Below are 26531 nucleotides of genomic sequence, written 5' to 3' on the forward strand. Positions count from 1 at the left end.
GTGGGATAGCGTCTGAGTGCCACCTGGCCGTTCGGCCGATTGTTGACCTGCCTGCGAATCGCTAGATTGGCTGCATGCTTCGAAACGATCAGGGATGCAGATGAAATGGGATGCAGTCTGTTTGCGGCCGCGCCGCGGCTTTACGCTTGTCGAAACACTGGCGGTTGTTGCGCTGCTGGCGATAGTCGCGGTCATGGCAACACCGTCGTTCGTTGCGTGGCACCTGCGGGACCAGGTTGACGCACGCGCGAAAGTGCTTGCTTCAACGCTCGCCTATGCGCGCAGCGAGGCATTGCGACGCGGTGCTCGCGTCACCGTGTGCCGGATCGACGCGGCACGGCGTTGCCTTGCCGCAGGGCAAGCTTGCGGCAACGGCGTCACGGACTGGTCGTGTGGCTGGGCCGTATTCGCCGACCGCGGTGGCACGCTCTCACTACTGCGCGCGCATCCTTTGCTCGCGGCAGTCAGCATCATCGGGACGCAGACAAATCTCACTTTTACGCCTCCCGCAGGGCAGCTGATCGGCACTTTTCGCAGCTTTGAGATCGCGCCGCGCGTGCCGTCGAAAGCGACGCAAGGCGACAAGTGGCGGCGCTGCATCCGCATTGCGGCGGGCGGGCGCGCGCGGATTGTCGAGGGCGCGTGTGGAGCGGCATCGTGAGCCGGTGCCCGTCGAATTCTTTGGCGCGCAACTGCGCAGCAACGCGCTCACGAAGGCATAGGGGTAGTTCGCTGATCGAAGTGATGCTGGCCGTTGCATTGATGGCAGTGACCGCGCTCGGGTTGATCGCCGGTCAATTGTGGACTGCGCGCGAAGCCCGTGCGATGGCAATGCGCGAGCACGCAGCATGGATAGCCGATTCCGTTGCCGAAGCAATGCGTGAGCCATCGGCAGGCGATTCTGCGATCAGGCAATGGAGCGCGCGTGCAACGGCCTTGTTGCCGCATGGCGAGGCGTCGGTAGCAGAAAGCGGCGGTGTATCCGCCGCGCGTGTCACGTGGACGGCCCTGCGTGACACGCCGCGCGCCGGCGATGTCATCGACAAGCCCGAGTCATGCGGTGGTGCGGATGTCCCTGCGGGCTCCTCATGCGTTGCGTTGGCTTTCGCGAAATGACGCGGCGTATGGTTGTCGCGCGTGGGCATACGCTCGTCGAGTTCGTGATCGCCATTGCGTTGGGGCTGGTGGTGACCGCCGGCGCGGTCGCGCTCTATACAACGCAGCGCAACGTGTTCGAGCGCGCGGGCGATGCGATGCGGATTCGCGAAGCCGGTCTGAGCGCGCTTACGTTGATGGGCCAGCAAATTCAAATGGCCGGCTTCGTGCCCGCGGACGTCGTGAGGTTCAATAGTCCGCCGCCGTTGTTCGGTTGTTCGGGTGGCCGCCCGACCGGCGCGGACGACAGCGTTGCCTGCGAGGCGTTAGCCGGCCGCTCTGACGGCATCGTAGTCCGTTACGTTGGGGACAACGTTTCGACGTGGCCTTCAGCGACGGGCCAAACAACCGACTGCCTGGGCCAGACTGTAACGAACAACAACGCGGCACTCGGCGGGCAGGGCGTGTTGGTGGTCAACCGATACTTCGCGAGAGTCAGCGGTTCGACGGGTGAGCCGGAGCTTTACTGCGAAGGCAATGGCAAGGCAGGGTCCGCGCAGCCGTTGGTCGAAGGCGTCGAGCGCGTGCGATTCAGGTACTGGCTGGCCGGGGGCCTGGCCGCAATAGATGCATCGGCAATGACGGGCGGCCAATGGGCAAAGATCGTCGCGGTCGATCTCTGTGTGCTCGTTCGGGGATCGCCGCAAGGACGGCGTATGCGTTACGTAGATTGCGACGGCGCGAGCGCTCTAGGCGCCGACACGCGGGCGCGGCAGGCTTTCTGGCGGCGCGTGGCGATACGCAATCACGCGGAGGATCTCCTGTGACAGAAGGGCTCCGCAATCCAACGCACCGCTGCGCGTCGTTGAAACATTTGACACGTCTTCCCTGCACCTGGCGTCGCTCGCGCGTTCGCAATAGCGGCACCGTCCTGCCGATCGTTTTGCTGATTTCCGCGATGATGTTGACCACCTCTGCGGCCTGGTTCGAGACATCGCTTGCAGCGGCGCGCAGCGCCAACAACGTGCGTGACTATTTGCAGGCATTTCATGCCGCGGATTCGGCGCTGACCTTATGCGCCCGGAGCGTCGTGGCAGCGGCAGCTTTCGAACCGCAGCCTGTGGCGCCGTTCTCACCCGGCGAGCCGACCCAATGGACGCACGAAGCTGCCTTTGAAGCCCGTGCTGTCACGCCTGTCGCGCAATGGCCCGGATCGCTGCGTGCGCCGCAATGTTTGATCGAAGCGTGGCGTCTGGGCGCTCGCGCCGATGCTCGAGCCTATTTGCTGACTGCGCGTGGTTTCGGCCGGACCAGAGAGTCGCAGGTGTGGTTGCAGATGGAACTCGTGATCGCAGGCGAGCAAATCGAGCGCCATTGGCGTCGCGTTGCCTCACACCCATTTTGACGGGAGATTTATGGCGAGACCGCGCACATCCGCATTCACGCTGCTGGAACTGATGATCGTGCTGGCAATAGCCGCGACGCTGGTCGTGTTTGCCGTGCCCTCGTATCGGAGCCATGTCGCGCGAACACATCGGGTCGACGCTGCGTCCGCGCTTTATCGCGCAGCGCAATTCGTCGAGGGATCGGCAAGCGATGGCCCCGCGACATTGCCGGCGGGCCTGGATCAGGCTCCGCAGTTCGGCACGCCGATCTACCGCTTGCAAGTGCTGCCGGTGGACGATGCAAACGGTGGTTATTCGGTAGAGGCCGTGCCGACCGAAACCGGCCCTATGCGGGACGACGCCTGTGGCACCTTCACGCTGGATGCGACAGGGTTGCGAGGCAACAGAAGCGGGGCAAACGGCACAGCACCGGCAAGCGGCGAGTGCTGGAATACGAGCTAAGGGTCGTTATTGCAGGGCGCCAGTTGGCGAGTCGAGACGTGCTAGTGCCCGAGGAACGGGCGACAAGTTACTGCTCTCGGCCTACGCCGGAGGCGGCCGACGATCCCCGCACTTCAATACCCACTATCAACCGTCTCTTTCTTGTTGTCGGCAGACGCTGCGGAATCTTTCTTTATCTGCTTCCAGATTCGATACGCTTCCCAGCCGGCAAGCGCCAGGCTGCCCCATTTGAGTGCGGGTTTTGCACCTGCCGCAATAGTCGCGCGCAGCGGCTTGGCCAACAGCAGCGAAGCGATCGAACTGACGAGCGGATACTGTTTGAGAAGCGCGCCGATGCTCCCAGCGTTGAGGAAGCTCGCCTTTGATCCGCGGCCCACGCGCATGCCGCCGAAGCCCGGCAGAATGAATTTGAGCCAGCTGAAGTGCGTGACTGCCTGCCGCAATTCGATAGTCGCCTGAGCGAGTTCCATACGCTCGACATCCGCGCGCACCAGCAGCAGTTCCTTGCGTAGTGCCCGCAGGTGCGGCGCACTCAGATCTCTGACCTGGTGGCGTTTGTTGCGGAATGCGGTATCGGAATGGATTTGGCTCATGGCGTGTCGGCGGCAGTGGAGGTGGGGCGGTAAAACTGTGCTGCAAATCGCTCGAGGTATTGTCGAAGCCTTTTCGAAGGCGCAGGGCGTTTGAGGTCTGCTCGTGAGCCCGTTATGCCTGCTGCGTCACGGTTTGCGGAACACGTCGCGGTCTTTTTCGAACTCGGCAAGGGTGGCTTCGAACACCATCGGAGCATTGCGCAAACCGCTGCGCGCTTTCAGTGCGCACGCTATTCCCGCGACGGCATAAACCACCGTGATGCCGGCGAGCGCTTGCCACCGGTAGGTGTCCCAGAATGCGATGGCGACCAGCGCCGTCAACGCGATCAAGGCCATCGTCGCGAGCATCATGGCCGCGAGGCCGAGGAACAGCACGCCGAGCAGACGGTCTTTTTCTTCGGCGAGTTCGATGCCGACCAGTTCAAGCCGTGTTTGCAAAATGGCAAACACGGATCCGATGATACGGCGCAACGGACTATGTTCGCCGTGCTGCGATTGTGTTTCGATCGTCATGGCTCTGGGCGTTGCGCGTGAATGCTGAACCGGCGCGTGAAAACGAGCGCGCCAAAAGAAGCGGACCGGCCAGACGTGCGCCGGTCAACTCGATTCGCTGATGTGCCGGAGGCGGATTCGCCCCGGCAGCCTCACCAGTGTTACTTGCGGTTGATCAACAACCCGAGCAGTACGCCAGCGCCCGCGGCGATGCCGATGGATGCCCACGGATGCTCATGCACGTAGTCGTCGGTGGCGCGTGCGGCCTTCTTGCCTTTTTCGACCACCACGACCTGCACGTCAGCCGCCTTTTCCTTAGCCTGCTTCAGGCGCGTAAGCGCCGTTTCACGCAGTTCCGAAGCGCGCTCGCCAGTAGCGCTCGCGGCCTGTTTCAGCAAATCTTCAGCGTCCGCGAGGACGGTTTTGATATCCGACATCAATCTCTCCTTGTTGACTTCCGACATTGACAGCTCCCCTTCGTCTCACGCCACGCGTGAATCGTAACCAAAGAAACGGCCGCTGGCGAGCGCAGCGCTCGATTCAAACAATCGCACGAACCGTTCCTGGTTGAAGCAAAGCTTTAAAAACTCCACCCTTGCGGCACGGGGCTGCAAGGTTTGCTTAAGATGGAGTTGATCTGTCCCGCAAAGTTTCCACTAAATCGGTGAAAATTACAAAAACACATAAAGTAGTGACGCGATGTTGGTTAGTTGTTCACTGTCACTCCCGTATGCTGTATTTTTGCTGCGCGTCGCGGGCGAATGCTCGCGCGGAATGTCCAAATACAATCAAGGAGCTGCAATATGAGTCTACGTCTTGGCGATATCGCACCGGATTTCGAACAGGAATCGAGCGTCGGTCGCATCAAGTTCCACGACTGGCTGGGCGGCAGTTGGGGCGTGTTGTTCTCGCACCCCGCTGACTTCACGCCGGTCTGCACGACCGAGCTGGGTTTGACGGCGAATCTGGCCGGCGAATTCGAGAAGCGCAATGTGAAGACGATTGCATTGTCGGTCGACAGCGCCGAGTCGCACAAGGAATGGATCAAGGATATTAACGAGACGCAAGCCGCCAGTGTCGGCTTCCCGATTCTCGCCGACGGCGATCGCAAGGTCGCTGAGCTGTACGACATGATCCACCCGAACGCCAGTGAAACCTTCACGGTCCGGTCGCTGTTCGTGATCGATCCGAAAAAGAAAGTGCGTTTGACCATTACCTACCCGGCGAGCACCGGGCGCAACTTCGACGAAGTACTGCGCGTGATCGACTCGCTGCAACTCACCGACAACCACTCGGTCGCTACGCCCGGCAACTGGAAGCAGGGCGACGACGTGGTGATCGTGCCGTCGTTGAAGGACGAAGAAGTCATCAAGCAGAAATTCCCGAAGGGCTACAAGGCCCTGCGCCCGTATCTGCGTCTGACGCCGCAGCCGAACAAGTAAGCGACTGACGCGTCACGAGGCGCACCGTTAGCACCAAGGCGGCGCAACGAAAAAAGGCCGGTTCAAGAGAACCGGCCTTTCCTTTTCTACTTTTCGATTTTCCACTCAGCGGCCAGGACGAAACGCCGCCATCGAAGCACTCGGCTCAGCGCATCAGAAAAACGCCTGAATCCCCGTCTGCGCGCGCCCGAGGATCAGCGCGTGAATGTCGTGCGTGCCTTCATAGGTGTTCACGACTTCCAGATTGACCAGATGACGCGCAATGCCGAACTCGTCCGAAATACCGTTACCGCCGAGCATGTCGCGCGCGAGCCGTGCGATGTCCAGCGCTTTGCCGCACGAATTGCGCTTCATGATCGACGTAATTTCGACTGCAGCCGTGCCTTCGTCTTTCATGCGGCCGAGACGTAAAACGCCTTGCAGGCCGAGCGTGATTTCGGTTTGCATGTCGGCGAGTTTTTTCTGGATCAACTGGTTGGCGGCGAGCGGCCGGCCGAACTGTTTGCGATCCAGCACGTACTGACGCGCCGTATGCCAGCACGCTTCCGCCGCGCCGAGCGCGCCCCAGGCAATCCCGTAGCGCGCCGAGTTCAGGCAGGTGAACGGACCGCGTAAGCCGCTGACTTCGGGGAAACGGTTTTCTTCCGGCACGAAGACCTCATCGAGCACGATCTCGCCGGTGATCGATGCACGCAGACCCACCTTGCTATGGATGGTCGGCGCGGACAGCCCCTTCCAGCCCTTCTCGAGAATGAAGCCGCGGATCGAATCCTTGCCGTCCTCTTCGAGCTTGGCCCACACGACGAACACATCGGCGATCGGCGAATTGGTGATCCACATCTTCGCGCCCGACAGCAAATAGCCGCCGTCCACCTTCTTTGCTCGCGTGATCATGCTGCCCGGATCGGAGCCATGGTTCGGTTCGGTCAGACCGAAGCAGCCGATCCACTCGCCCGTGACGAGCTTCGGCAGGTACTTCTGCTTTTGCGCCTCCGAGCCGAATTCGTAGATCGGAACCATGACGAGCGACGACTGCACCGACATCATCGACCGGTAGCCGGAATCGACGCGCTCCACTTCACGCGCGATCAGGCCGTACGCCACGTAGTTCAGGCCGGGGCCGCCGTATTGCTCGGGAATCGTCGGGCCGAGGAGGCCGAGTTCGCCCATTTCGCGGAAGATCTCGATGTCGGTCTTCTCGTGACGGAACGCTTCGAGCACACGCGGTTGCAGCTTGTCCTGCGAGTACGCGGCGGCGGCGTCGCGCACCATGCGTTCGTCTTCGGTGAGCTGCTGATCCAGCAGCAACGGGTCTTCCCAGTGAAACTGCGCGGCCTCTGCCATGACGTATCTCCTGATTTCCGACTTGACTTTAACGTGTTCGTTAAACATGTTCGAGCTTGACTTAAGTTCCGCTATGCGAAACAATGTTTTGCAAACCACGCCCGAGTGTATCACCACATGACGCCCATATCCACTCTCTCCGAACCGCTCGACGAGCGCAAATTTGTCGTCGCCCTCGCACGCGGGCTGGATTTGCTGCGCGCGTTCAAGCCGGGCGAAACGATGCTCGGCAATCGCGATTTCGTCGAACGCACGGGTTTGCCGAAGGCGACCGTCAACCGTCTCGCTTACACGCTGACCGTGCTCGGCTATCTGCGGCTCGACGAAACGCTAGGTAAATATGCGCTGGATGCCGGCGTGCTGTCGCTCGGTTTCGCGCTGCTCTCGGGCACCGACACGCTCGAACTCGCGCGTCCGCATATGCGCACTTTCGCGCGCGAAGTGGGTGCGGCTGTGTCGCTTGGATGCCGTGACGGCCTCGACATGATTTATCTCGAGACGATCCGCAGTGAAACCGCGCTGACGCTCGGGCTCGCCTCAGGCTCGAAACTGTCGATGCTGACGAGTTCGATGGGGCGCGCGTATCTGGCGGTGCAACCGTTGGACGTGCGCGCCGCCTTGCTGGCCGAGCTCAAGAGGTCCGCGGGCAAAGAAGGCGCCGCGTTGCTGGCCGATGCGGAAAAGGAAATCGAAGCCTTCGCCCAGGAGCGCTGTTGCTATTCGTTCCGCGCGTGGCATGACGACGTGAACGCAGTCGCGGTACCGTTTCGCGAGCCGCGCGAAGGCCGCTGGCTGGTGCTCAGTTGCAGCGGGCCGGCGTCGTCGATGGGAGAGGAGGTGTTCCGGGAAAGCGTTGCGCCACGGCTGAAGGCGTTGGCGCGACGGCTGGGCGATACGGGTTGAAGTGCCGGGTTGAAGTGCCGGCCTGCGCCGCGCAGCGTCAACCCAATACTCACACCGCCCGATCGTGATAGTGCGCCGTGAACAACGGACCTTGTACGAAGCGCACGTCGTACTGCTGCAGCGCGAGGAACTGCGGCTCATCCATCACCCGATTGAAAATCAGTGGAACCCGCAGCCGGCTTGCATAGCCGACTAGCGGCTTCACCATCGCGTCGCGCAATGCGACCGCCGCATCCATCTTGATGAAGTCGAGCCGCGCCGTTTCCGACACCGACAGAATCTGCCCCGCGTTCGAAAGATTCCCTGCCACCTTGAAGCCGTAGCGCTGATAGCTCGTGGTCAGATAGCCGAGGAATGTTTTATGCGCGACCGCGGCCGCCGGCAACTCGATCACCACCCGCGACGGGTTCAGTCCGAAGGACAGAAGCACGCTCGAGAAATGCCGCCCATGGTCGTACTTGACGCTCTTGAGCAGGCGCTCGTGCACACGCAGAAACAGCAGCCCGTGCCGTTGCGCGCCGAAGAAATTGATGGCGTGCAGCGCGCGTGACATGCGGTCGAGTGCGACCAGTTCCTGATCGTCGGCGACACGGTCGAAGGGATCGAAGACATCGAAGGGCGCGCCGTCGAGACGCTGCGTGACGGCCTGAAACCCGAGTTCATCGCCGAAACGATCCACGCCCTCTGCGCCCGACGACAACGACTGCGCCAACGCATGCACGCTGATATCGAAGATCGGCTCATAGGCACTGGCGAGCTCGAAGCCATCGAACTGCGCCAGCGCGACATCGCTGTGCACGCCGCTCCCCATCACCAGATGTTCGCCGAGAAATGGGTGATCGGCGGCGCGTGCAATCAGGTTGGGGATGGTCGGCGGAATCATGTAGGCAAATGGATGGCGATAAGTGCGCACTCGGCGCTCGGCAACGCGACTCGGTTGCCGCATCCATTGATGGTAGCAGTCCGCGCCGCGCGCACTTGAACAAAATGCTCATAACGTTATCGGCCGAACGCTTGTCGCTGCAGGCCACCGCGGCTTTCGCGACGCGTTTCCAGGGTATACGTTAATTTCACTATTCGTAATTCATTTTACTATACGTAAATTGTAGCGCGGCTGCGATGGCGGACATGTTTGTGTCTCCTCGGCGGGAAACGGCGTGGTCCCTGATCGCCGACCCACCGGGCGCGCGCCGCGACCAAACAATCCAGTCAGGACGAGGGGACGACCCAATGAGCGCCAAACCGGCCGCGGCCGCCGCCAATGTGATCGAAGTCGAGCGCGTGCTCGGCGAAACGCATCACCCGGCATTCCAGTTGATGCTGCTCGCGCTATGCGGGCTGTGCCTCGTGATCGACGGCTTCGACGCGCAAGCGATGGGCTACGTCGCGCCGAGCGTGATCGGCGAATGGCATGTCTCGAAGGCGGCGCTCGGGCCCGTGTTCAGCGCCAGTCTGTTCGGGATGCTGCTGGGCGCGTTGGGCTTGTCGGTGCTGGCCGACCGCATTGGCCGGCGCCCGGTATTGATTGGCGCGACGTTTTTCTTCGCGCTATCGATGCTGGCCACGCCCTTTGTCACGACGATCCCCGCATTGATCACGCTGCGCTTCATCACCGGCCTCGGACTCGGCTGCATCATGCCGAATGCGATGGCGCTGGTCGGCGAATTCTCGACCCCCGCGCATCGCGTCAAGCGCATGATGCTGGTGTCGTGCGGCTTCACGTTGGGCGCGGCTTTAGGTGGTTTCATCAGCGCCGCGCTGATCCCCGCGTACGGCTGGCGTGCGGTGTTCTGGGTGGGCGGCGCGGTGCCTTTGCTGCTCGCGTTCGCGATGCTGGCGGCATTGCCGGAGTCGCTGCAGTTTCTGGTCCTCAAGGGGCGCAGCGATCGCGCGTTGCGCTGGCTCGCGAAGTTCAATCCGGCGCTGCCGATCGACGCGAATACACGTATCGTTGTGCGTGAGAAGGGCAACGGCGGCGCGCCCGTCGCCGAACTGTTCCGCGCGGGCCGTGGCCCGGTCACGCTGATTTTGTGGGCGATCAGCTTCATGAACCTGATCGATCTTTACTTCCTGTCGAACTGGTTGCCCACCGTGATGCGCGATGCCGGTTACTCGCCGGGCACGGCGGTGATCGTCGGCACGGTATTGCAGACGGGCGGTGTGGTGGGCACCTTGTTGCTCGGGTGGTTCATCGAGCGCTTTGGTTTTGTGCGCGTGCTGTTCGTGTGTTTCGCGGGCGCGGCGCTGGCGGTCGGCACCATCGGAACGGTCGCGCACGCGCTGCCGTGGCTATTGCTTGTCGTATTCGCGGGCGGCTTCTGCGTGGTCGGCGGACAGCCGGCAGTCAACGCGCTGGCCGGCCATTTTTATCCGACGACGCTGCGTTCCACAGGGATTGGCTGGAGCCTCGGCATCGGCCGTATCGGCTCGGTGATCGGACCGCTGGTCGGCGGACAACTGATCGCGCTGAACTGGTCGAATGAATCGCTGTTTCATGCGGCTGCGGTACCGGTGCTGTGCTCTGCATTGCTGGTGATCGCGCTGGCCGCTGCCACCCGGCAACGCGGCAGCCCATCCGAGCCTCGGACAGCCTGAGACACACAGCGCACGTCGACAGATCAAGTATCAACGGAGAACCTTGCATGGATACCTCAACCCGCACACCGAATACCGCCAGCTCGCGACTCGAAATCGAGCCGGGCTATCAGTCGGGCTTCGGAAACGAATTCGCTACGGAGGCTTTGCCGGGCGCGCTGCCCGAAGGCCGCAACTCGCCGCAACGCGCGGCCTATGGCTTGTACGCCGAGCAACTGTCGGGCACCGCGTTCACTGCGCCGCGTGGCCATAACCGCCGTTCATGGCTGTACCGGATTCGTCCGGCGGCGGTTCACAAGCCGTTCACCCTGCTGCCCTCGGAGCGGCTCGTCGCCAACTTCGCCGAGGTGCCGCCCACGCCGCCTAACCAGTTGCGCTGGGACGCATTGCCGATGCCCACCGAGCCGACCGATTTCATCGACGGCTGGATAACGATGGCGGGCAACGGCTCAGCCGAAGCGATGAACGGCTGCGCGATCCACCTGTACGCAGCGAACCGCTCGATGAAGGATCGGTTCTTCTACAACGCGGACGGCGAATTGCTGATCGTGCCGCAGGAAGGTCGCCTGCATATCGCCACCGAAATGGGCCGACTCGATGTCGAGCCGTTCGAGATCGTGGTGATCCCGCGCGGCGTACGCTTCGCGGTGAGCCTGCCGGACGGCAACGCGCGCGGCTATATCTGCGAGAACTTCGGCGCGCTGCTGCGTCTGCCGGACCTCGGCCCGATCGGCTCGAACGGCCTCGCCAATCCGCGCGATTTCCTCACGCCGCATGCCGCTTACGACGACCGCGAAGGCGACTTCGAACTCGTCGCCAAGATGAACGGCAATTTGTGGCGCGCGGACATCGGCCATTCACCGCTCGACGTGGTGGCGTGGCACGGCAATTACGCGCCATACAAATACGATCTGCGCCGCTTCAACACGATCGGTTCGATCAGCTTCGACCATCCGGACCCGTCGATCTTTCTCGTGCTGCATTCGCAAAGCGATACGCCGGGCGTCGATACCATCGACTTCGTGATCTTCCCGCCGCGCTGGCTCGCAGCCGAAGATACGTTCCGGCCTCCCTGGTTCCATCGCAACGTCGCGAGCGAATTCATGGGCCTCGTGCACGGCGTGTACGACGCCAAGGCCGAGGGCTTCGTGCCGGGTGGCGCGAGTCTGCATAACTGCATGTCGGGTCATGGGCCGGACGCGGACACCTTCGAGAAAGCGTCGCATGGCGATACGTCCACGCCGAAGAAAGTCGGCGACACGATGGCCTTCATGTTCGAAACGCGCACGCTGATCAAGCCGACCCGCTTCGCGCTCGAAACCGCGCAACTGCAGGCGCATTACTACGAGTGCTGGCAAGGTCTCAAGAAACATTTCAACCCGGAGCAACGATGAGCGCATTGAGCGATCTTCAGGCGACGCTCGATCCGTCGCGTAAGAGCTGGGTCGAGTCGGCTAACGACCCGACCAACGATTTTTCGATCCAGAACCTGCCGTTCGGTATTTTCAGCGACAAGAACAACGACGCGCGCCGCGTGGGTGTCGCGATCGGCGATGAGATCGTCGATCTGAGCGTGCTCAAGTCAGCCGGCCTGCTCACGCTACCGGCTGCCTCGGCCGGTCAATCCATTGCGACGAAAGACCGTGCCTTCGAGCAGGACACCCTCAACGATTTCATCTCGCTTGGCCGCGATGCATGGCGCAGCGTACGCATCCAGTTGAGCAATCTGCTGGCGCGCGACACCGCGATTTTGCGCGACGACTCCGCCTTGCGTGCGAAAGCCCTCGTGCGTCAGTCCGACGCGCAACTGCATCTGCCGGTGCAGATCCCGGGTTACACGGATTTCTATTCGTCGAAGGAGCATGCGACGAATGTCGGTTCGATGTTCCGCGATCCGAAGAATGCGCTGTTGCCGAACTGGTCCGAAATGCCAATCGGCTACAACGGGCGCGCATCGTCGGTGGTGGTGAGCGGCACGCCGGTGCGGCGTCCTAACGGCCAGTTGAAACTGCCGGATCAGGAGCGTCCGGTGTTTGGCGCGTGCCGCAAGCTGGATATCGAACTGGAGACGGGTTTCGTGATCGGCGGCGGCAATGCACTGGGCGAGCCGATTGCCTGTGCCGATGCCGAAGCGCACATCTTCGGCATGGTGCTGCTGAACGACTGGAGCGCGCGTGATATCCAGCAATGGGAATACGTGCCGCTCGGCCCGTTCAATTCCAAGGGTTTCTCGACGACGATCTCGCCCTGGATCGTGACGCTCGACGCGCTCGAACCGTTTCGTGTCGAGCAGCCGGTGCAGGAACCGCAGCCGCTGGCGTACCTGCGCCACGAGGGCAAGCACGCGTTCGACATTTCGCTCGAAGTGACACTGCGGCCGCAGACGGCAAAGCAAGCCACCACGATCTCGCGGACCAATTTCAAGTACATGTACTGGACAATGGCGCAACAGCTCGCGCATCACACGGTATCGGGCTGCAACACGCGGGTTGGCGATCTGATGGGTTCGGGCACGATCAGCGGCCCGACCGCCGACTCATGCGGCAGCCTGCTCGAGTCCACGTGGAACGGCAAGAATCCGTTGGAGTTGAAGGAGGGCGGCACACGTGGATTTATCGAAGACGGCGACGAACTGACGCTCGCCGGATGGTGCCAGGGCGATGGGTATCGTGTGGGCTTCGGCACGTGTGTTGGGGAGATTCTGCCGGCGCGGAAGTAGAGTAGAAGCAGCACGGAAATCACGCGGAAGAAAGCACTATGCAAAACGGGGAAGCCACGATGGCTTCCCCGTTTTTCGTATCCAGAGGCGAGCATGGTTCGACGCCCCAACGCCCCAACGGCTTACCGCACCCTCAGCCGATCGCCCGCGCGGGCGCACGCCGCTTTTCCCACCAAACCGCAGCAAGAAACGCAAGCGCAGCAACCAGAAGCACACCGACCATTGCGTCGTTACCAACCCCCTTCATCAACGCGCCAGCCACTAACGGCCCGCCGAAACTGGCCGCGCCCCACGACGCCCCCACCACCGAACTTGCCGACACCAGCGCGACACCGCGAAACCGCTCCCCGCAAGCGACCAGTGACAGCGTATAGATCGCCCCAGCCGTCGCGCCGAGCACGTAGAGCAACGGCCAGCACAGCCACGGCGAATGGATCGCCCAGGGCAGCAACGGCAGCAACACCACGACAACCACACCGCAGCCGATATGCACACGTTCGCGGCCAAGCCGGTCGGCGAGCCAGCCGATCGGAAACTGCATCGTCGTGTCGCCGAGCAGCAGGGCCGAGGCGAACAGCACGGCCACCTCGCTTGTGATGCCGTGCGACATCGCGAAGAGCGGCAGCAGCGACAGCGCGATCGTATCGAACAACGCGAAGAAACCCGTACCGATCACGAGCGCCGGCATCTGCGGCAACAAATGGCGCCAGCTGCCGTGCGCGGCGTGTTCATCCTTCGACGCTTGCGGCGTCTTGCGGATGCTGGCAAGCGCGGGCAAAGCCAGCAGGAAGAGCGCGCCGCAAATCAGGAAGCGCCAGTGTGTGAGGTCGGCGATCTGGCTCACCAGCACCGGGCCCGACATCTGGAATAGCGTGAAGTTGGTCGCATAGATCGCAATGACCCGGCCGCGCGTGGCGTCGTCAGCGAGCTGGTTGACCCATGCTTCGCTGATCGTGAAGAGCAGCATCAGCGCTGCGCCGCAGAGTACGCGCAACGCGGCCCATAGCCATAAGTTCGAGGTGAGTTGCATCAGCGCGGTGGCGACCCCAACCGTCAGCACCGCGCCGACGATCACCTGGCGGCCGCCGCAGCGCGCCGCGATCCAGGCGGCTACCGGCACGACGAGCAGGCCGCCGCCCGCTTGCGCGGCGCTCAGGAGACCGACCACGTCGGTGCCATAGCCGGCTTGCGTCAGCGCGAGGGCAGTGAGGGGAAGTGTGGCGCCGCTGCCGAGTCCGACGACGGCAACACTAAGAATCAGAGCGAAAAAATCGCGAGTGAAGATGACTTTCATCGGGCCAGATGCTACTACGGCCGCGAGTCATTCGCACCTGTGTGCGGATTGCATGAACGCGGTTGAGGGCCGTGTTCGCTTGCTTTCGAGGGGCTGCCCGCTGCCGGGTCCGCAAGGCGCGGTGGCCGGAGTCGTTACGGAGCCGGCAGCGGGTAGCGGCGATGCGAAACCTGTCCTGACTGAAGCTGTGCGCGCAGTCTGCGCGCGGGCGCCGCGGTTATCCGGCCACGGCCATCCGTTGCGCACGCCGGTCGATCGACACCGACCACAGCGTCAGCGCCAGCGCACCGATCGAGGTTGCCACGCCGACCCACGGCAGCGTAGTAAGCGGCGCGCCCGCGCCGATCGCCATGCCGCCGAGCCACGCGCCCGTTGCATTGCCGAGGTTGAAAGCACCTTGATTCAGGGTCGACGCCAGATTCGGCGCATGGCTTGCGCGGTCGACGATCAGCATTTGCAGCGGCGGCACGATCGCGAAGGCCAGGATGCCCCACACGAAGATCGTGATCATGGCCGGAATCTCGGCGTGCATGGTCCCGGCGAAGATAGTCAGGATGACGACGATCGCCAGCAGAAACGCGACCAGCGAGGGCATCAGCCGCCAGTCGGCGAGCTTGCCGCCGAGCGTGCTGCCCACCGTCAAGCCGAGGCCGAATAGCAGCAGCACGAAGGTGACCGCGTGCGGCGTGAAGCCGGTTACGTCTTCGAGAATCGGCGTGATGTAGGTGAAGGTGGAAAACAGGCTGGCCGACGCGAGCACGCTGATGCCGAGCACCATCAACACTTGCGGGTTCTTCAGCACGTTGAATTCGTGGATGAGGCTCGCCTTCTGCATCTCGATCTTCGCCGGCAGACACACGGCGAGTGCGCCCGCGGCGAGAATGCCGATGCCGGTCACGGCCCAGAAGGTCGCGCGCCAGCCCACCGCCTGGCCGAGCGCGGTGCCGAGCGGCACGCCGAGCACGTTGGCGAGCGTCAAGCCGGTGAACATCAGCGCAATGGCCTGCGCGCGACGGTTCGGCGCGACCAGGCCGGCCGCGACCACTGAACCGATGCCGAAGAACGCGCCATGGCAAAACGCCGTGACGATGCGCGCGGCCATCAGCACCGCGTAGCCCGGCGCGATCGCGCAGAGCAGATTCCCGACGATGAAGACGCCGATCAGGCTCATCAACGCTTTCTTGCGCGGCATATTGGCCACGGCGATCGCGACGATCGGCGCGCCGATGGTGACGCCGAGCGCGTAAGCCGACACCAGCATGCCGGCTGCGGGGATCGACACAGACAGATCGCGCGCGACATCGGGCAGCAGCCCCATGATCACGAATTCAGTGGTACCGATTCCAAAAGCGGCAACGGCAAGGGCGAGCAGGGGCAAAGGCATGATGACGGAGCGTGAATCAGCGCGACGGGAAGCGTCGTGCGGCAGGCGCGCATTTTTCGGGGCGAGAACGCATGCGCCATGCGAGGGGAAAACAGTAGGGGATTCTACCTAAGTCAAAACACCCTTGCTGAGCGTCAAGCAGGCTGTTGTTTTTTGCTGAAAGCGCGCCTTGGCGCATGTATCGGGCATGCACGCGCCATGCACCTTGCTCCCGGGAAAGGGCGCCTTTTTATGACGTGCTTTCGTCTGACTTGAAAGTGTCGCCGTGACGGCCTGCGCCTTTGGCAAAACGCGCGGCGCCTGTAACGCCTTCGTCGAACACTGCCTGATAGCCGCCGGCGCCTTCGCGTTGCAGCGCGAGAGCGAGATCCTCGAGCGTGCTGTTTTCCAACGCGGAGCGGCGGTCCGCCAGCAGCGCCGCTTGCGGAAAGGCTGCCAGTTCGGCGGCCAATTGTTCCGCGGCGGCGCGTGCTTCGCCCTTGCGCACGACGCGGTTGGCGAGGCCGAAGCTGAGCGCTTCCTGGGCATCCACCGCTCGGCCGGTCAGGATCAGATCGAGTGCTCGCGACAGCCCGATCAGTCGTGGCAAACGGATCGTGCCGCCATCGATTAGCGGAATTCCGACACGCCGGCAGAACACACCGAGCACGGCATCTTCTTCGACGACGCGCAGATCGCACATCGCGGCCAATTCGAGGCCACCCGCGACCGCATAGCCGGCAATCGCGGCAATCACCGGTTTGCTGAAGTTCATGCGCGTCGGTCCCATTGGGCCAGGACCGCTGCCGTCAGCGTGCAGTTCATTGCGGTGGGCCTCGTCTGAGAGCGCAGTGAGATCCGCGCCGGCGCAGAAGGTGCCGCCCGCGCCGAACAGTACGGCCACGCGCCATGCCGGTTCCGCTTCGAAGCGGCGGAAGGCGGCGCTGAGTGCTTCCGCGGTAGGACGGTCGACGGCATTGCGCCGCGCCGGCCGTGAGAGCACGATAGTGGCGACGCCGGTGTCTGCATTGGCTTCGATGCACACATGTTCATTTAGATTTTGCGTGGTTATCATCGCAGTGTCCGTAAAGGTTCGCATCCGGCTGCTCATGCCGGAGGTTCATGCGCTGCGCTCATGCAGTGCGACTAATACCGTTGGTTGTCATGCATCTTTCACAATCGGCTCGTAGCGTTAGCGCTCTTTTAACGCGCTGGCGTTTTTTTGCCAGCTTATCGAGCCTGCCTTTGCCCTTGTCCAACTCATCGCCCGAAACCGCGCCTGCCTCTGCCGAGACGATCTGGAACGTGCCTCTGCATGAACATGAACATCCATGGTACGACCATGTGCGCCTGAAACGCGTCTTCGTGACTGACGGCACACGCCATCAGGTGGTCATGGTCGACGCGCGTAAGTTGCTGGAATGCGCGGATCGCGACAACACCGATTACGTGTTGAAGCCGGTTGCCGAGTGGCATTCGGGCAAGGTGCGTGGCATTCGCGAGTTTCTCGATCCGGAGAATCCGCGCATTCCGCAGATGCCGTACGTGACGATCTCGACGCGTCGCGCGCCGGGTCTGCTGGGCTGGTTCGGTCTTGAGCGCGAAGGTGTGGTGGCGTTTCGCAACGGACAGCATCGCGCGCGCTATCTGGCCGATGCGGGCGCGCGCTGGTTTCCGGTGGAAGTGCACGAACGCGAGGCGGCCTTGCTGCGCGAGATCTGCGGCGCGGCGGACGACGCCCGCACGGTAATCCGCCCGACTACCGTGGATGGCGCCGGCACGACCTAACTTCGCGCCCGTACGACGTTGCGCGGCGTGCCGGCCTGCCAGGCCGCGACGTTCTCGAGCGTGGTCTGCGCGATCTCGTTCATCGCCTCGCGCGTGAAGAACGCCTGGTGCGCGGTGACGATCACGTTCGGAAACATCAATAAACGCGCCAGCACGTCGTCCTGCAACGGCAGGTTCGAGTGGTCCTCGAAAAAGAGGCCGCCTTCTTCTTCGTACACGTCGAGCCCGAGATGGCCGAGCTGGCCATCTTTCAACGCGCCGATCAGCGCATTGCTTTCGACAAGTCCGCCGCGCCCCGTGTTGATCAGCATCGCGCCACGCTTCATCTTCGCGAGCGCGGGCTCGTCGATCAGATGGTATGTGCCCGGCACCAGCGGACAATGCAGGCTGACAACGTCGCTTTCGGCGAGCAGGGTGTCGAGCGGCACGTAGCGCGCGCCGAGGGCAAGTAGATCCTCGGCCGGCGTACCGGGGTCATGAGCGAGCACCTGCATGCCGAAGCCCGCCATGATGCGGCCGAACACGCGGCCGATCATGCCGGTGCCGATCACGCCCACAGTCTTGCCGTGCAGGTCGAAGCCCAGAAGCCCATGCAGCGAGAAATCGCCTTCACGGGTGCGCGCAACCGCGCGCGGCAAGCGCCGGTTCAGCGCCAGAATCAGACCGACCGCATGTTCGGCGACCGCGTGCGGCGAGTAAGCCGGCACCCGTGCAACCGTTATGCCGAGACGTTCGGCCGCGGCCAGGTCGACGTGATTGAAGCCCGCCGAGCGCAGCGCGATCATGCGCGTGCCGCCGGCATGGAGACGCTCCAGTACGGCGGCTTCGACGTTGTCGTTGACGAACGGGCAGACCACTTCATAGCCGTTGGCAAGGATCGCGGTCTCGACATCAAGGTGCGATTCCTGGAAGTGCAATTCATAGCGATGCGTACCGTTGGCCTCGCCGAACGTGTCGCTGTCGTACTGGCGGCTGCTGAACAGGATCATGCGCATGAGTAGCTCCGAAGGATGAGTGCCGGCGCGGCAAATGCCGATTCACAACCTGGCATGCAGGAAAGTCAGTATATCGGCACTTAATGGCGAAGACCGCTGCTTACTACGCCTGGTGCGAAAATCATTCCGACCTTTACTAAAGATCATCTTTTGCGAAGCAAAAACGGTCGCAATTGAAAATAATATTGACAGCGATGCCGAACTACAATATTTATTAAAAAAGCAGTCCAAAAAAGGCATGTTCAATCATGCCAGGAGAGAACCGGCCGCCAGCAGAGCATGCCATTTTCAAGGCATCGGGCAAACTTCGCGAGGAAAGTGTGACTGTCGAACCTGCTGAAAAGTATTTCACTATCGCTATCGTCGCTGCATTGCGGCATACCTTCTTTGGCGCCGAGAGCGTCATGCCATTGCCATAAATTTTCCATTCAATGGAATGCGGTCATGCTGGATGAGTAATTCCTGAATCGGGGGTGACTCAGATCGAATTCATTTCAAATTTCAGAGAGATTTTTCATCTTTCTGCTAATAAACCGTAAATCGGCAAGTCAACATGATCGGTGAATTGTTGAGGTCTCAACCGGAGATCGCGCTGTTCGCAAGCCTTGCAATCGGCTATTTCATTGGTTCGTTTCGCGTGGGGCCAATTCAGCTGGGCGGCGTCTGCGGCACGTTGATCGTGGCCTTGCTGTTGGGGCAGACGGGTGCGCGGCTTGCCCCCGATCTGAAGAACATCGCCTTCGCGCTGTTCATCTTTGCGCTGGGTTTCACCGGTGGACCGCAGTTCTTCGCCAACATTGGCCGGGGCTGGCGCTATGGCTTGCTGTCGGTGGTCGAGATCGTTTCGGTGCTGGTGCTGATCATGATCGCGGTGCTTGTGATGCGGCTCGACGCCGGTACGGCGGCCGGTTTGCTGGCCGGTGCGGCGACAGAGTCGGCCGTGATCGGCACGGCTTCGGAGGCGATTGCCAAGCTCGGCTTCAGCGATGCGGAGACGCTGCGCCTGCAGGCCAACATCGTGACCGCGTACAGCGTGAGCTACCTGTTCGGCCTGATCACCATCGTCCTGTTCACCAGTCAGTTTGCGCCCCTGCTGCTGCGCGTCAATCTGCGCGAAGAAGCCGAGCGCGTGTGGCACAAGCTTGGCGGCGATGGTGCCTTCGGCGAAGGTCAACGGGCCGCGGCCCCGGCGCTCGTGGGCCGCGCGTTCCGGGTCGACGCGGCGGCCGGCGGGACGATCCAGGCATTCGAACAGAAGCACGGCTTTAACCTGACCATCGAGCAGGTTCGGCGCAACGGCGCCGACGTGCCGGTCGAGCCGCAACTGGCGCTTGCCGCCGGCGACCTGATTCTTGTGGGCGGACGGCGCGAAGCGATGGTGGCCGCGGCTGCCAGCCTCGGCGAAGAAGTGGTGGATGCCGGCTTCGGCCAGATCATTGCGCAGAAGCTCGACGTCGTGCTGACGCGCGGCGACGCGCACGGTCTGACGGTCGCACAGTTGCGTGAGCGGGCAAAGCCCGAGGACGGGCGCGGCATCTACATCGCGGCCGTCACGCGGCTTGAAACCACGGTGCCCGCGCTGCCCGGCACCGAGCTCAATCGCGGCGACGTGCTGACGCTGGTGGGCGCGAAAGCCGACGTCGAGCGTGGCGCGCGCAATCTGGGCTACGTGCTCACCGCGACCCAGAAAACCGACTTCGTCTACCTCGGCCTGGGCGTGCTGGTCGGCATGGCGATCGGCCATCTCGGCGGGCGCATCGGCGGTGTGTCGATCGCGCTCGGCACGGGCGGCGGCTGCTTGCTCTCAGGATTGCTGTTCGGCTGGATCCGCTCGCGCCATCCGTTAGTCGGCTCGCTGCCTTCGGCTGCGGCGCAAATTCTCAAGGACTTCGGCCTTGCCACCTTCATTGCCGCCGTCGGCCTGTCGGCGGGGCCTGATGCCATCAAGCTGGTGCGCGAATACGGCCTGGCGCTGCCCGTCGCCGGCATTCTGATGGTGCTCGTGCCCGGTCTGTTGTCGCTGTGGATCGGCCGCGCGTTTCTCAAACTCGAAGCGCCCATGCTGCTCGGCGCCATTGCCGGTCAGCAATGCAGCACGCCGGCGATCAGCGCGCTGGTCGGCGTAACCGGCAATTCGACGCCCGTGATCGGCTACACGATCACCTATGCACTCTCGAACATTCTGCTGCCGTTGATGGGGCCGGTCGTGGTCGGCCTCGCCGGGAAGTTCGGCTAGGCGGGGCAGATGGGCTGCGCGCGGCGTGGCGCGCAGTCGACCGCATACGGATGCCATGAAGTTCGTATGCACATGCAGCACCCAGTACTCAGTACCGCAAACTATCCAGCGAGGGCATGATGGACTGGTTACATCACATTTTTCAAAAATCACCCGAGATTGCGTTGTTTTTATCACTTGCAGCCGGCTATTTCATCGGGCAGATCAACTTCGGCAAATTCCAGTTAGGCGGCGTGGGCGGTTCATTGCTAGCCGCAGTGTTGATCAGTCAGGCGGGCGTGACGATCGACAACGGCGTGAAATCGGTGATGTTCGCCGTGTTCATTTACGCGGTCGGCTACGACTCCGGGCCGGGCTTCTTCAATTCGCTGAACCGCAAGACGCTGCGTGAGATCGCGATGGCGATATTTCTCGCCGTCACTGCACTGATCACGGTGGTGATCTGCGCGAAGCTGTTCCATCTGAACAAGGGTCTCGCAGCCGGACTCGCGGGCGGCGCGCTGACGCAGTCGGCGATCATCGGCACGGCCGGCGACGCCATCGCGCGTCTTGGTCTGCCCGCCGATCAGGTCAAGTCGCTGCAGTCCGACGTGGCGATCGCGTACGCGGTGACCTACGTATTCGGCTCGCTTGGCGCGATCATTGTCTGCGTGAACATCCTGCCTAAGTTCATGGGGCAAAGTCTGCGCGACGCCTCGATCGAAGCGGAGCGTGAACTGTCTGCCGGTTCGTCGTCGCTCGGAGCGGGGCAAATTCGTGCATTGCCGGAACTTGTGGGACGTGCATACAAGATCGACGTCAGCGCCGGGAAAACGGTCAAGGCAGTCGAGACTCTGCATCAGGACATGTTGACGATCGAGCGGATCAAGCGCGGCGGTGAGAACCTCGAGCCGGCACCGGATCTGGTCTTGCAACTCAACGACGAAGTGCTGGTGGTGGGCCGCCGGGAGGCGGTGGTCGCATTCGGCGCGAACGGCAACGAGATTGCCAGCGTCGACGACATTGGCGTCGTGATGCAGACGCGCGACGGTGTGTTCACGCGCAAAGGCATGAACCACACGACGATCGCCGCTGCACGCGAAGTCGTGGATCGCGACTTGCGCCACGGCGTCTATATCCAGAGCGCCTCGCGTGCCGGCCAGCCGCTGCCGATCCTGCCCGAAACCAAACTCGAACACGGCGACGTCATCACCTTCTACGGTTCGCCGAAAGACACCAAGCGCGCCGTCGATGCAGCCGGCTACGAGCTGCCGTACAGCAACAAGACCGACTTCATCTATATGGGTGTCGGCATTGTGCTGGGTCTGCTGATCGGTCTGATTGTGATCGACGTGGGCGGCGTTCCGCTCACGCTCGGTTCCGGCGGCGGCTGTCTGCTGGCCGGCCTGTTGTTCGGCTGGATGCGCGGCAAGCATCCGATGTACGGCGCAATGCCGTCCGCGGCTTCACAGTTGCTGAAGGACTTCGGCCTTGCGGCGTTCGTCGCGGTGGTCGGTTTGAATTCGGGCTTGCAGGCCGTGGTGACCGTCAAGCAGAGCGGTATGACGATCTTCCTGCTCGGCGTGGTTGTCACTGTGTTGCCGTTGATACTGACGATGCTGTTTGGCCGCTACGTGCTGCGCTACAACAACGCGGCCATCCTGGCCGGCGCGCTGACAGGTTCACGCAGTGCCAACCCGGCATTCGGCGGTGTGCTCGACAAGGCGGAAAGCGCCGTACCCACCGTGCCGTTCGCGATTACGTATGCGATTGCGAACGTCGCGTTGACGTTGCTCGGACCGCTCGTGGTCGGATTGGTTTAACCCGGTTTAGCGTACGCATTTATCGATCTCTCTTACGCCGGCGGTAACTGAACGTGTCACTCGTGGCGCCGGCGTCATTCACTTGCACATTGGAGAACGCATCATGGCAAAAGAGAAAAACGGCAAGAAACAAGGCGACATGGCTCAAGCCGGCTTTGCGGCGCTCAGCCCGTTCGAACTCAAGGACGAACTGATCAAGGCCGCCGGCGGCGGCGCGGTGGAGCGTGCCGCCAACGCATCGATGCTCAACGCCGGCCGCGGCAATCCGAACTTTCTCGCGACCATTCCGCGCCACGGCTTCTGGCAGCTTGGCCTGTTTGCGATGCGCGAGTCGGAGCGTTCGTTCGCGTTCATGCCGGAAGGCGTTGGCGGTTTTCCGCGACGCGAAGGGCTGACGGAGCGCTTCGATCTGTTCCTGCGCGAAAACAAGGGCGTGCCCGGCATCGATTTTCTGCGCGGCGCGGTGTCGTATGTGCGCGATCAGCTCGGACTTTCCGCGGGCGACTTCCTCTATGAAATGTGCGAGGGCATTCTCGCGTCGAATTATCCGGTACCGGACCGGATGCTCAAGTTGTCCGAACAGATTGTCGGTCAGTATTTGCGCAAGGAGATGATCGGTAACCATCCGTTCGTCGGCGAGTTCGACGTGTTCGCGGTGGAAGGCGGCACGGCGGCGATGACGTACATCTTCAACACGATGCGCGAGAATCACCTGATCAAGCCGGGTGACACGATTGCGCTCGGCTTGCCGATCTTCACGCCGTACATCGAAATTCCGCGCCTGAACGACTATCAGCTGAACGTCGTCAATCTCGAAGCTACGGTTGAAAGCGGCTGGCAGTATTCGAAGAAGGAACTCGACAAGCTGCGCGATCCGAAGGTGAAAGCGTTCTTCCTCGTGAACCCGAGCAACCCGCCTTCGGTGAAGATCGACGACGAGAGCCTTCAATACATCGCGGACATCGTCAAGGAGCGTCCCGATCTGATTCTGCTGACCGACGACGTGTACGGCACCTTTGCCGACGACTTCGTCTCGCTGTTCGCGCTCGCGCCGAAGAACACCATCCTCGTGTACTCGTACTCGAAATATTTCGGCGCGACGGGCTGGCGTCTCGGCGTGATCGCGACGCATCGTGACAACGTGCTCGACAAGCTGATCGCCGAGCTGCCGAAGGACGCGAAGAAGCAGTTGCACGAGCGTTATGAATCGATCACGACCGAACCGGACAAGCTCAAGTTCATCGACCGGCTGGTGGCCGACAGCCGCACGGTCGCGCTGAATCACACGGCGGGTTTGTCGACGCCGCAGCAGGTGCAGATGGTGCTGTTCTCGCTGTTTTCGCTGATGGATACGCCCGACGCGTACAAGAACGCGTTGAAGCGCCTGATCCGTAAGCGCAAGCAGGCGCTGTACGAAGAGGTCGGCATCTCGTTCGAAGACGACGATCCGAACCAGGTGGACTACTACACGATTCTCGACATCGAGTTCCTCGGCGAGCGCATGTTTGGTCGCGAGTTCGTCGAGTGGCTGCTGAAGAACACGGAGCCTTCGGAATTGCTGTTCCGCCTCGCGCGTGAAGCACGCGTGGTGCTGTTGCCTGGGCGCGGCTTCGGTACGCAGCATCCGTCGGGACGGGTGTCGCTGGCTAATCTGAACGAGTCGGACTATCGGCAGATCGGCCGCGCGATGCGCAAGCTGATCGAGGAGTACGTGGAGCGCTACAACGCGGCAACCGGCAAGAAGCTCGACAAGTCCAAGGTGAAGTGAACGTGAATTGAGGCTTTGATTCGCGTCTGATGTGTGCTGGATCCGCGCTCGAACTCGGCTTCGAGCGCGGCGAGGCATGGACAAAAAACTTGCGCAATTACCCGGATCAGTGAATGATCGGTCAAGCGGCCCCGCCAGTGTCATTGCTGGCGGGGCCGCTTGTCCCTTGCACTTTGACATTCACGTACCGATCATGCCGACTTCATCCACCTCTGCCGCACCGGTTTCCTACACTGTGCCTTGTCCGGTTGTCGAATCGCTCGACGCCATTCTTCCCGAAGAGCCGTTGCTGATGATGGGCGCCGGCCCCGTGCCGATTCCCGCGGCGGTGGCCAAGGCCAACACGGTGGTGATCAACCACCTGGGCAGCACGATGGTGAAGGTGATCGGCCAGGTGAAGACCATGGCGCGCTACGTGTTCCAGACGAATTCGAAGTGGGTGCTGGGCGTAGCCGGGCCGGGTTCTGCCGCGATGGAAATGGCGATCTCCAACCTCGCTTGGGAAGGCACGAAAGTGCTGAGCATCAAGAACGGCTTTTTCAGCGAACGGATGGCGGAGATGGGTCGGCGCGTCGGCGCGGAAGTCGCGATTCTCGATGTCGAGGACGGGACCGTGGCGAGTCTCGAAAGCGTGGCTGAGGCGATCCGCCGCGAGCGTCCGGAGATCGTGACGATCGTGCAGGGCGAGACGTCCAACACCGTGTGGAATCACCAATTGAAGGAGATTGCGGCGCTCGCGAAGGCAGCCGGTGCGCTGGTCATCGTCGACGCGGTGTGTACGCTGAGCACGATGCCCCTGGAGATGGACGCGTGGGGTATCGATGCGGTCATTACAGGCGGGCAGAAGGGCTTGTCGTCGATCCCCGGCGTCTCGCTGATCGCGTTTTCGGATGAGGCGTGGGCACGGGTGAAGGGGCGCACGGCGCCGAATGCGCATTGGTGTCTTGACGCTTCGCTTGCGGAGAATTTCTGGCACAACGCGGGGTATCACTATACGGCGCCGGTGTCGGGCGTGCTGGCGTTGCACGAGGCGTTGCGGCTCGTGTGCGCGGAGACGCTTGAGAAGCGGTTTGCGCGGCATTTGAAGTGTTCGGTCGCGCTGCAGGCGGGGATTACTGCGTTGGGTTTGCAGCTTTATGCGCCGGCGCCTTGTCGTTTGAATTCAGTTGTTGGCATCGTTGTGCCGGAGCGATTGAGTCCTGCTGATATTTGCGGTCATATCTCGCGGCATCATCAGGTGGAAATCTCCGGGTCGTTTGGTTTGCCGATTGTGCGTATTGGGCAGATGGGTGAGCAGTGCCGGGAACATAACCTGTTCAGGACCTTGCATGCGCTTGGGAGGACGATGGTGGATCTTGGGGTTAAGGTTGAGTTGCCGGCTGGGGTGGCGGCGCTTGAGCGGGGGTTGTCGGAAGGGAAATGAAGGTTTTGGCCTGCTCGGCGCTTCTTGTTTGTGGTTCTGGGTTTGGTGCTATTCCTTGTTCTGGCTTTCGTGCCTTTTCTTGATTTGTTAGTGGTCTATTAGCGTTGCCCCTGTGCGGGGCGGCACCTACTTTTCTTTGCCTGCCGCAAAGAAAAGTAGGCAAAAGAAAGCGGCTCAAACCGCTAATGCTAAGTGGGCACCGTGGTTTTCTGCGGGTAGTGGTGCGACTGGAATCCGTGCTCTCGCACATTCCACGTTAGTGACAAAGGACTCATCAGCTCCCACTCCGCACTGCGTGCGTCGCGGACGGGTTTGCATGGGAAACCACGGGCTTCGGTTGAGGTTTGTCGGGGCCGTCGGCTTCGCCTCGGCGACGCGCCGCTGCATTCAGCCCGGAAATGCCCGCCCTCTTTAAACGATGTGTCGCTGTGCTGAATCACCGCCCCTCCTCGCTCCACCCCGCCCCAATCCCAGCCACGGTCGCGTTCGCATCTGCCGTTGGCGTTGCAATTGGAATCGAGATGGTGATGGCGGTGCAATGACGAGCCACGCCCCCGTCGGTGAGGCGTAGGAATTGAAACGTAGCGGGGGGGTTTAAGAAGTACTCTTCGGCGCGCGCAGCGCCGCCGGAAGTATGATGCCCTTGTCACTGGCGCCGAATGTGGGAGGACACAGATTCCAGATGCACCACTACCCGTAGCAGACCACGGTGCCCACTTAACATTAGCGGTTTGAGCCGCTTTCTTTTGCCTGGCGGTTTCAAAATACAAGTGCAACAGCCTCAGTTAGGATGCGTTGCATGGGAAAAATATACGAACATCTGAGCGCCGAA

General features: G+C 62.0%; 25 protein-coding genes. 16 read left to right on the forward strand and 9 right to left on the reverse strand.

Going from position 1 to position 26531, the window contains the following annotated elements; all coding sequences use genetic code 11:
• Nucleotides 1-94: 94 nt before the first annotated feature.
• The 5 genes from R8871_RS20870 to R8871_RS20890 all read left to right on the forward strand — a co-directional run bounded on the left by R8871_RS20870 (nucleotide 95) and on the right by R8871_RS20890 (nucleotide 2942).
• On the forward strand, nucleotides 95-661 hold the full coding sequence (locus R8871_RS20870; protein WP_407673175.1) for a GspH/FimT family pseudopilin: 567 nt from the start codon (nucleotides 95-97) through the stop codon (nucleotides 659-661).
• A 20-nt stretch (nucleotides 662-681) separates the two neighbouring features.
• Nucleotides 682-1116: a type IV pilus modification PilV family protein gene (locus tag R8871_RS20875; protein ID WP_281370243.1), complete on the forward strand. Its 435-nt coding sequence runs from the start codon at nucleotides 682-684 to the stop codon at nucleotides 1114-1116.
• Nucleotides 1113-1922, forward strand: a complete 810-nt coding sequence (locus R8871_RS20880; protein WP_175052158.1) for a PilW family protein — start codon at nucleotides 1113-1115, stop codon at nucleotides 1920-1922. The genes R8871_RS20875 and R8871_RS20880 overlap by 4 nt, the downstream gene beginning before the upstream one ends.
• A gap of 131 nt (nucleotides 1923-2053) precedes the next feature.
• The gene (locus tag R8871_RS20885) at nucleotides 2054-2500 is read left to right on the forward strand and encodes a pilus assembly PilX family protein (RefSeq protein WP_175052159.1); all 447 of its coding nucleotides are present in this window, start codon (nucleotides 2054-2056) and stop codon (nucleotides 2498-2500) included.
• Between the two features lie 10 nt (nucleotides 2501-2510).
• Nucleotides 2511-2942, forward strand: a complete 432-nt coding sequence (locus tag R8871_RS20890) for a type IV pilin protein (protein ID WP_175052160.1) — start codon at nucleotides 2511-2513, stop codon at nucleotides 2940-2942.
• Nucleotides 2943-3055: 113 nt separating this feature from the next.
• On the opposite strand, the gene R8871_RS20895 is transcribed toward R8871_RS20890, so the two are convergent.
• The 3 genes from R8871_RS20895 to R8871_RS20905 form a co-directional block, all read right to left on the reverse strand.
• Nucleotides 3056-3535, reverse strand: coding sequence for a DUF3318 domain-containing protein (locus R8871_RS20895; RefSeq protein ID WP_175052161.1), 480 nt, complete (start codon nucleotides 3533-3535; stop codon nucleotides 3056-3058).
• 126 nt (nucleotides 3536-3661) lie between these two features.
• The gene (locus R8871_RS20900; RefSeq protein WP_093644691.1) at nucleotides 3662-4048 is read right to left on the reverse strand and encodes a phage holin family protein; all 387 of its coding nucleotides are present in this window, start codon (nucleotides 4046-4048) and stop codon (nucleotides 3662-3664) included.
• A 140-nt stretch (nucleotides 4049-4188) separates the two neighbouring features.
• Nucleotides 4189-4491: a DUF883 family protein gene (locus R8871_RS20905; protein ID WP_028198798.1), complete on the reverse strand. Its 303-nt coding sequence runs from the start codon at nucleotides 4489-4491 to the stop codon at nucleotides 4189-4191.
• A 339-nt stretch (nucleotides 4492-4830) separates the two neighbouring features.
• Between R8871_RS20905 and R8871_RS20910 the strand changes: the two genes are divergently transcribed.
• Entirely contained in the window at nucleotides 4831-5469 is a 639-nt protein-coding gene (locus R8871_RS20910; RefSeq protein ID WP_175052162.1) for a peroxiredoxin, read from the forward strand.
• Nucleotides 5470-5622: 153 nt separating this feature from the next.
• Here R8871_RS20910 and R8871_RS20915 read toward each other — a convergent pair whose 3' ends face one another.
• The gene (locus R8871_RS20915; protein ID WP_175052163.1) at nucleotides 5623-6813 is read right to left on the reverse strand and encodes an acyl-CoA dehydrogenase; all 1191 of its coding nucleotides are present in this window, start codon (nucleotides 6811-6813) and stop codon (nucleotides 5623-5625) included.
• A gap of 117 nt (nucleotides 6814-6930) precedes the next feature.
• On the opposite strand from R8871_RS20915, the gene R8871_RS20920 reads away from it, so the two are divergent.
• Nucleotides 6931-7716: an IclR family transcriptional regulator gene (locus R8871_RS20920; RefSeq protein WP_175052164.1), complete on the forward strand. Its 786-nt coding sequence runs from the start codon at nucleotides 6931-6933 to the stop codon at nucleotides 7714-7716.
• A gap of 49 nt (nucleotides 7717-7765) precedes the next feature.
• Here the strand turns inward: R8871_RS20920 and R8871_RS20925 are convergent, their stop codons facing one another.
• Nucleotides 7766-8599 (reverse strand): EAL domain-containing protein, encoded by an 834-nt coding sequence (locus R8871_RS20925; protein WP_175052193.1) that lies wholly within the window; start codon nucleotides 8597-8599, stop codon nucleotides 7766-7768.
• Between the two features lie 347 nt (nucleotides 8600-8946).
• Between R8871_RS20925 and R8871_RS20930 the strand changes: the two genes are divergently transcribed.
• The 3 genes from R8871_RS20930 to fahA are packed head-to-tail and all read left to right on the forward strand — an operon-like array spanning nucleotide 8947 to nucleotide 13030.
• A complete protein-coding gene (locus R8871_RS20930; protein ID WP_175052165.1) occupies nucleotides 8947-10311 on the forward strand; it encodes an MFS transporter in 1365 nt (454 codons plus the stop codon).
• Between the two features lie 47 nt (nucleotides 10312-10358).
• Nucleotides 10359-11705 carry a homogentisate 1,2-dioxygenase gene (gene hmgA, locus R8871_RS20935; protein WP_175052166.1) on the forward strand — a complete coding sequence of 449 codons (1347 nt, stop codon included), beginning with the start codon at nucleotides 10359-10361 and terminating at the stop codon, nucleotides 11703-11705.
• A complete protein-coding gene (gene fahA, locus R8871_RS20940) occupies nucleotides 11702-13030 on the forward strand; it encodes a fumarylacetoacetase (RefSeq protein ID WP_175052167.1) in 1329 nt (442 codons plus the stop codon). Before hmgA ends, fahA begins: the two co-directional genes overlap by 4 nt.
• 133 nt (nucleotides 13031-13163) lie before the next feature.
• On the opposite strand, the gene R8871_RS20945 is transcribed toward fahA, so the two are convergent.
• The 3 genes from R8871_RS20945 to R8871_RS20955 all read right to left on the reverse strand — a co-directional run bounded on the left by R8871_RS20945 (nucleotide 13164) and on the right by R8871_RS20955 (nucleotide 16762).
• Nucleotides 13164-14324: an MFS transporter gene (locus tag R8871_RS20945; protein ID WP_175052168.1), complete on the reverse strand. Its 1161-nt coding sequence runs from the start codon at nucleotides 14322-14324 to the stop codon at nucleotides 13164-13166.
• A gap of 217 nt (nucleotides 14325-14541) precedes the next feature.
• Nucleotides 14542-15708, reverse strand: coding sequence for an MFS transporter (locus R8871_RS20950; protein WP_175052169.1), 1167 nt, complete (start codon nucleotides 15706-15708; stop codon nucleotides 14542-14544).
• 229 nt (nucleotides 15709-15937) lie between these two features.
• Nucleotides 15938-16762, reverse strand: coding sequence for a crotonase/enoyl-CoA hydratase family protein (locus tag R8871_RS20955; protein WP_175052170.1), 825 nt, complete (start codon nucleotides 16760-16762; stop codon nucleotides 15938-15940).
• Between the two features lie 89 nt (nucleotides 16763-16851).
• Between R8871_RS20955 and R8871_RS20960 the strand changes: the two genes are divergently transcribed.
• Complete coding sequence (locus R8871_RS20960; RefSeq protein ID WP_175052171.1) at nucleotides 16852-17475, forward strand: plasmid fertility inhibition factor family protein; 624 nt, start codon at nucleotides 16852-16854, stop codon at nucleotides 17473-17475.
• Here the strand turns inward: R8871_RS20960 and R8871_RS20965 are convergent.
• On the reverse strand, nucleotides 17472-18470 hold the full coding sequence (locus R8871_RS20965) for a 2-hydroxyacid dehydrogenase (protein ID WP_175052172.1): 999 nt from the start codon (nucleotides 18468-18470) through the stop codon (nucleotides 17472-17474). The two genes, R8871_RS20960 and R8871_RS20965, sit on opposite strands and share 4 nt — an antisense overlap.
• Before the next feature lie 248 nt (nucleotides 18471-18718).
• On the opposite strand from R8871_RS20965, the gene R8871_RS20970 reads away from it, so the two are divergent.
• From R8871_RS20970 to R8871_RS20990, 5 genes are all read left to right on the forward strand, one after another.
• A complete protein-coding gene (locus R8871_RS20970; RefSeq protein ID WP_175052173.1) occupies nucleotides 18719-18889 on the forward strand; it encodes a hypothetical protein in 171 nt (56 codons plus the stop codon).
• A gap of 134 nt (nucleotides 18890-19023) precedes the next feature.
• A complete protein-coding gene (gene aspT / locus R8871_RS20975; protein WP_175052174.1) occupies nucleotides 19024-20706 on the forward strand; it encodes an aspartate-alanine antiporter in 1683 nt (560 codons plus the stop codon).
• 119 nt (nucleotides 20707-20825) lie between these two features.
• On the forward strand, nucleotides 20826-22508 hold the full coding sequence (gene aspT / locus R8871_RS20980; protein ID WP_175052194.1) for an aspartate-alanine antiporter: 1683 nt from the start codon (nucleotides 20826-20828) through the stop codon (nucleotides 22506-22508).
• Between the two features lie 103 nt (nucleotides 22509-22611).
• Nucleotides 22612-24276, forward strand: coding sequence for a bifunctional aspartate transaminase/aspartate 4-decarboxylase (locus R8871_RS20985; RefSeq protein WP_175052175.1), 1665 nt, complete (start codon nucleotides 22612-22614; stop codon nucleotides 24274-24276).
• Between the two features lie 193 nt (nucleotides 24277-24469).
• The gene (locus tag R8871_RS20990) at nucleotides 24470-25699 is read left to right on the forward strand and encodes a pyridoxal-phosphate-dependent aminotransferase family protein (protein WP_175052176.1); all 1230 of its coding nucleotides are present in this window, start codon (nucleotides 24470-24472) and stop codon (nucleotides 25697-25699) included.
• Nucleotides 25700-26531: the final 832 nt, after the last annotated feature.

The sequence above is a fragment of the Paraburkholderia sediminicola genome, assembly GCF_902859805.1.
Taxonomy (GTDB): domain Bacteria; phylum Pseudomonadota; class Gammaproteobacteria; order Burkholderiales; family Burkholderiaceae; genus Paraburkholderia; species Paraburkholderia sediminicola.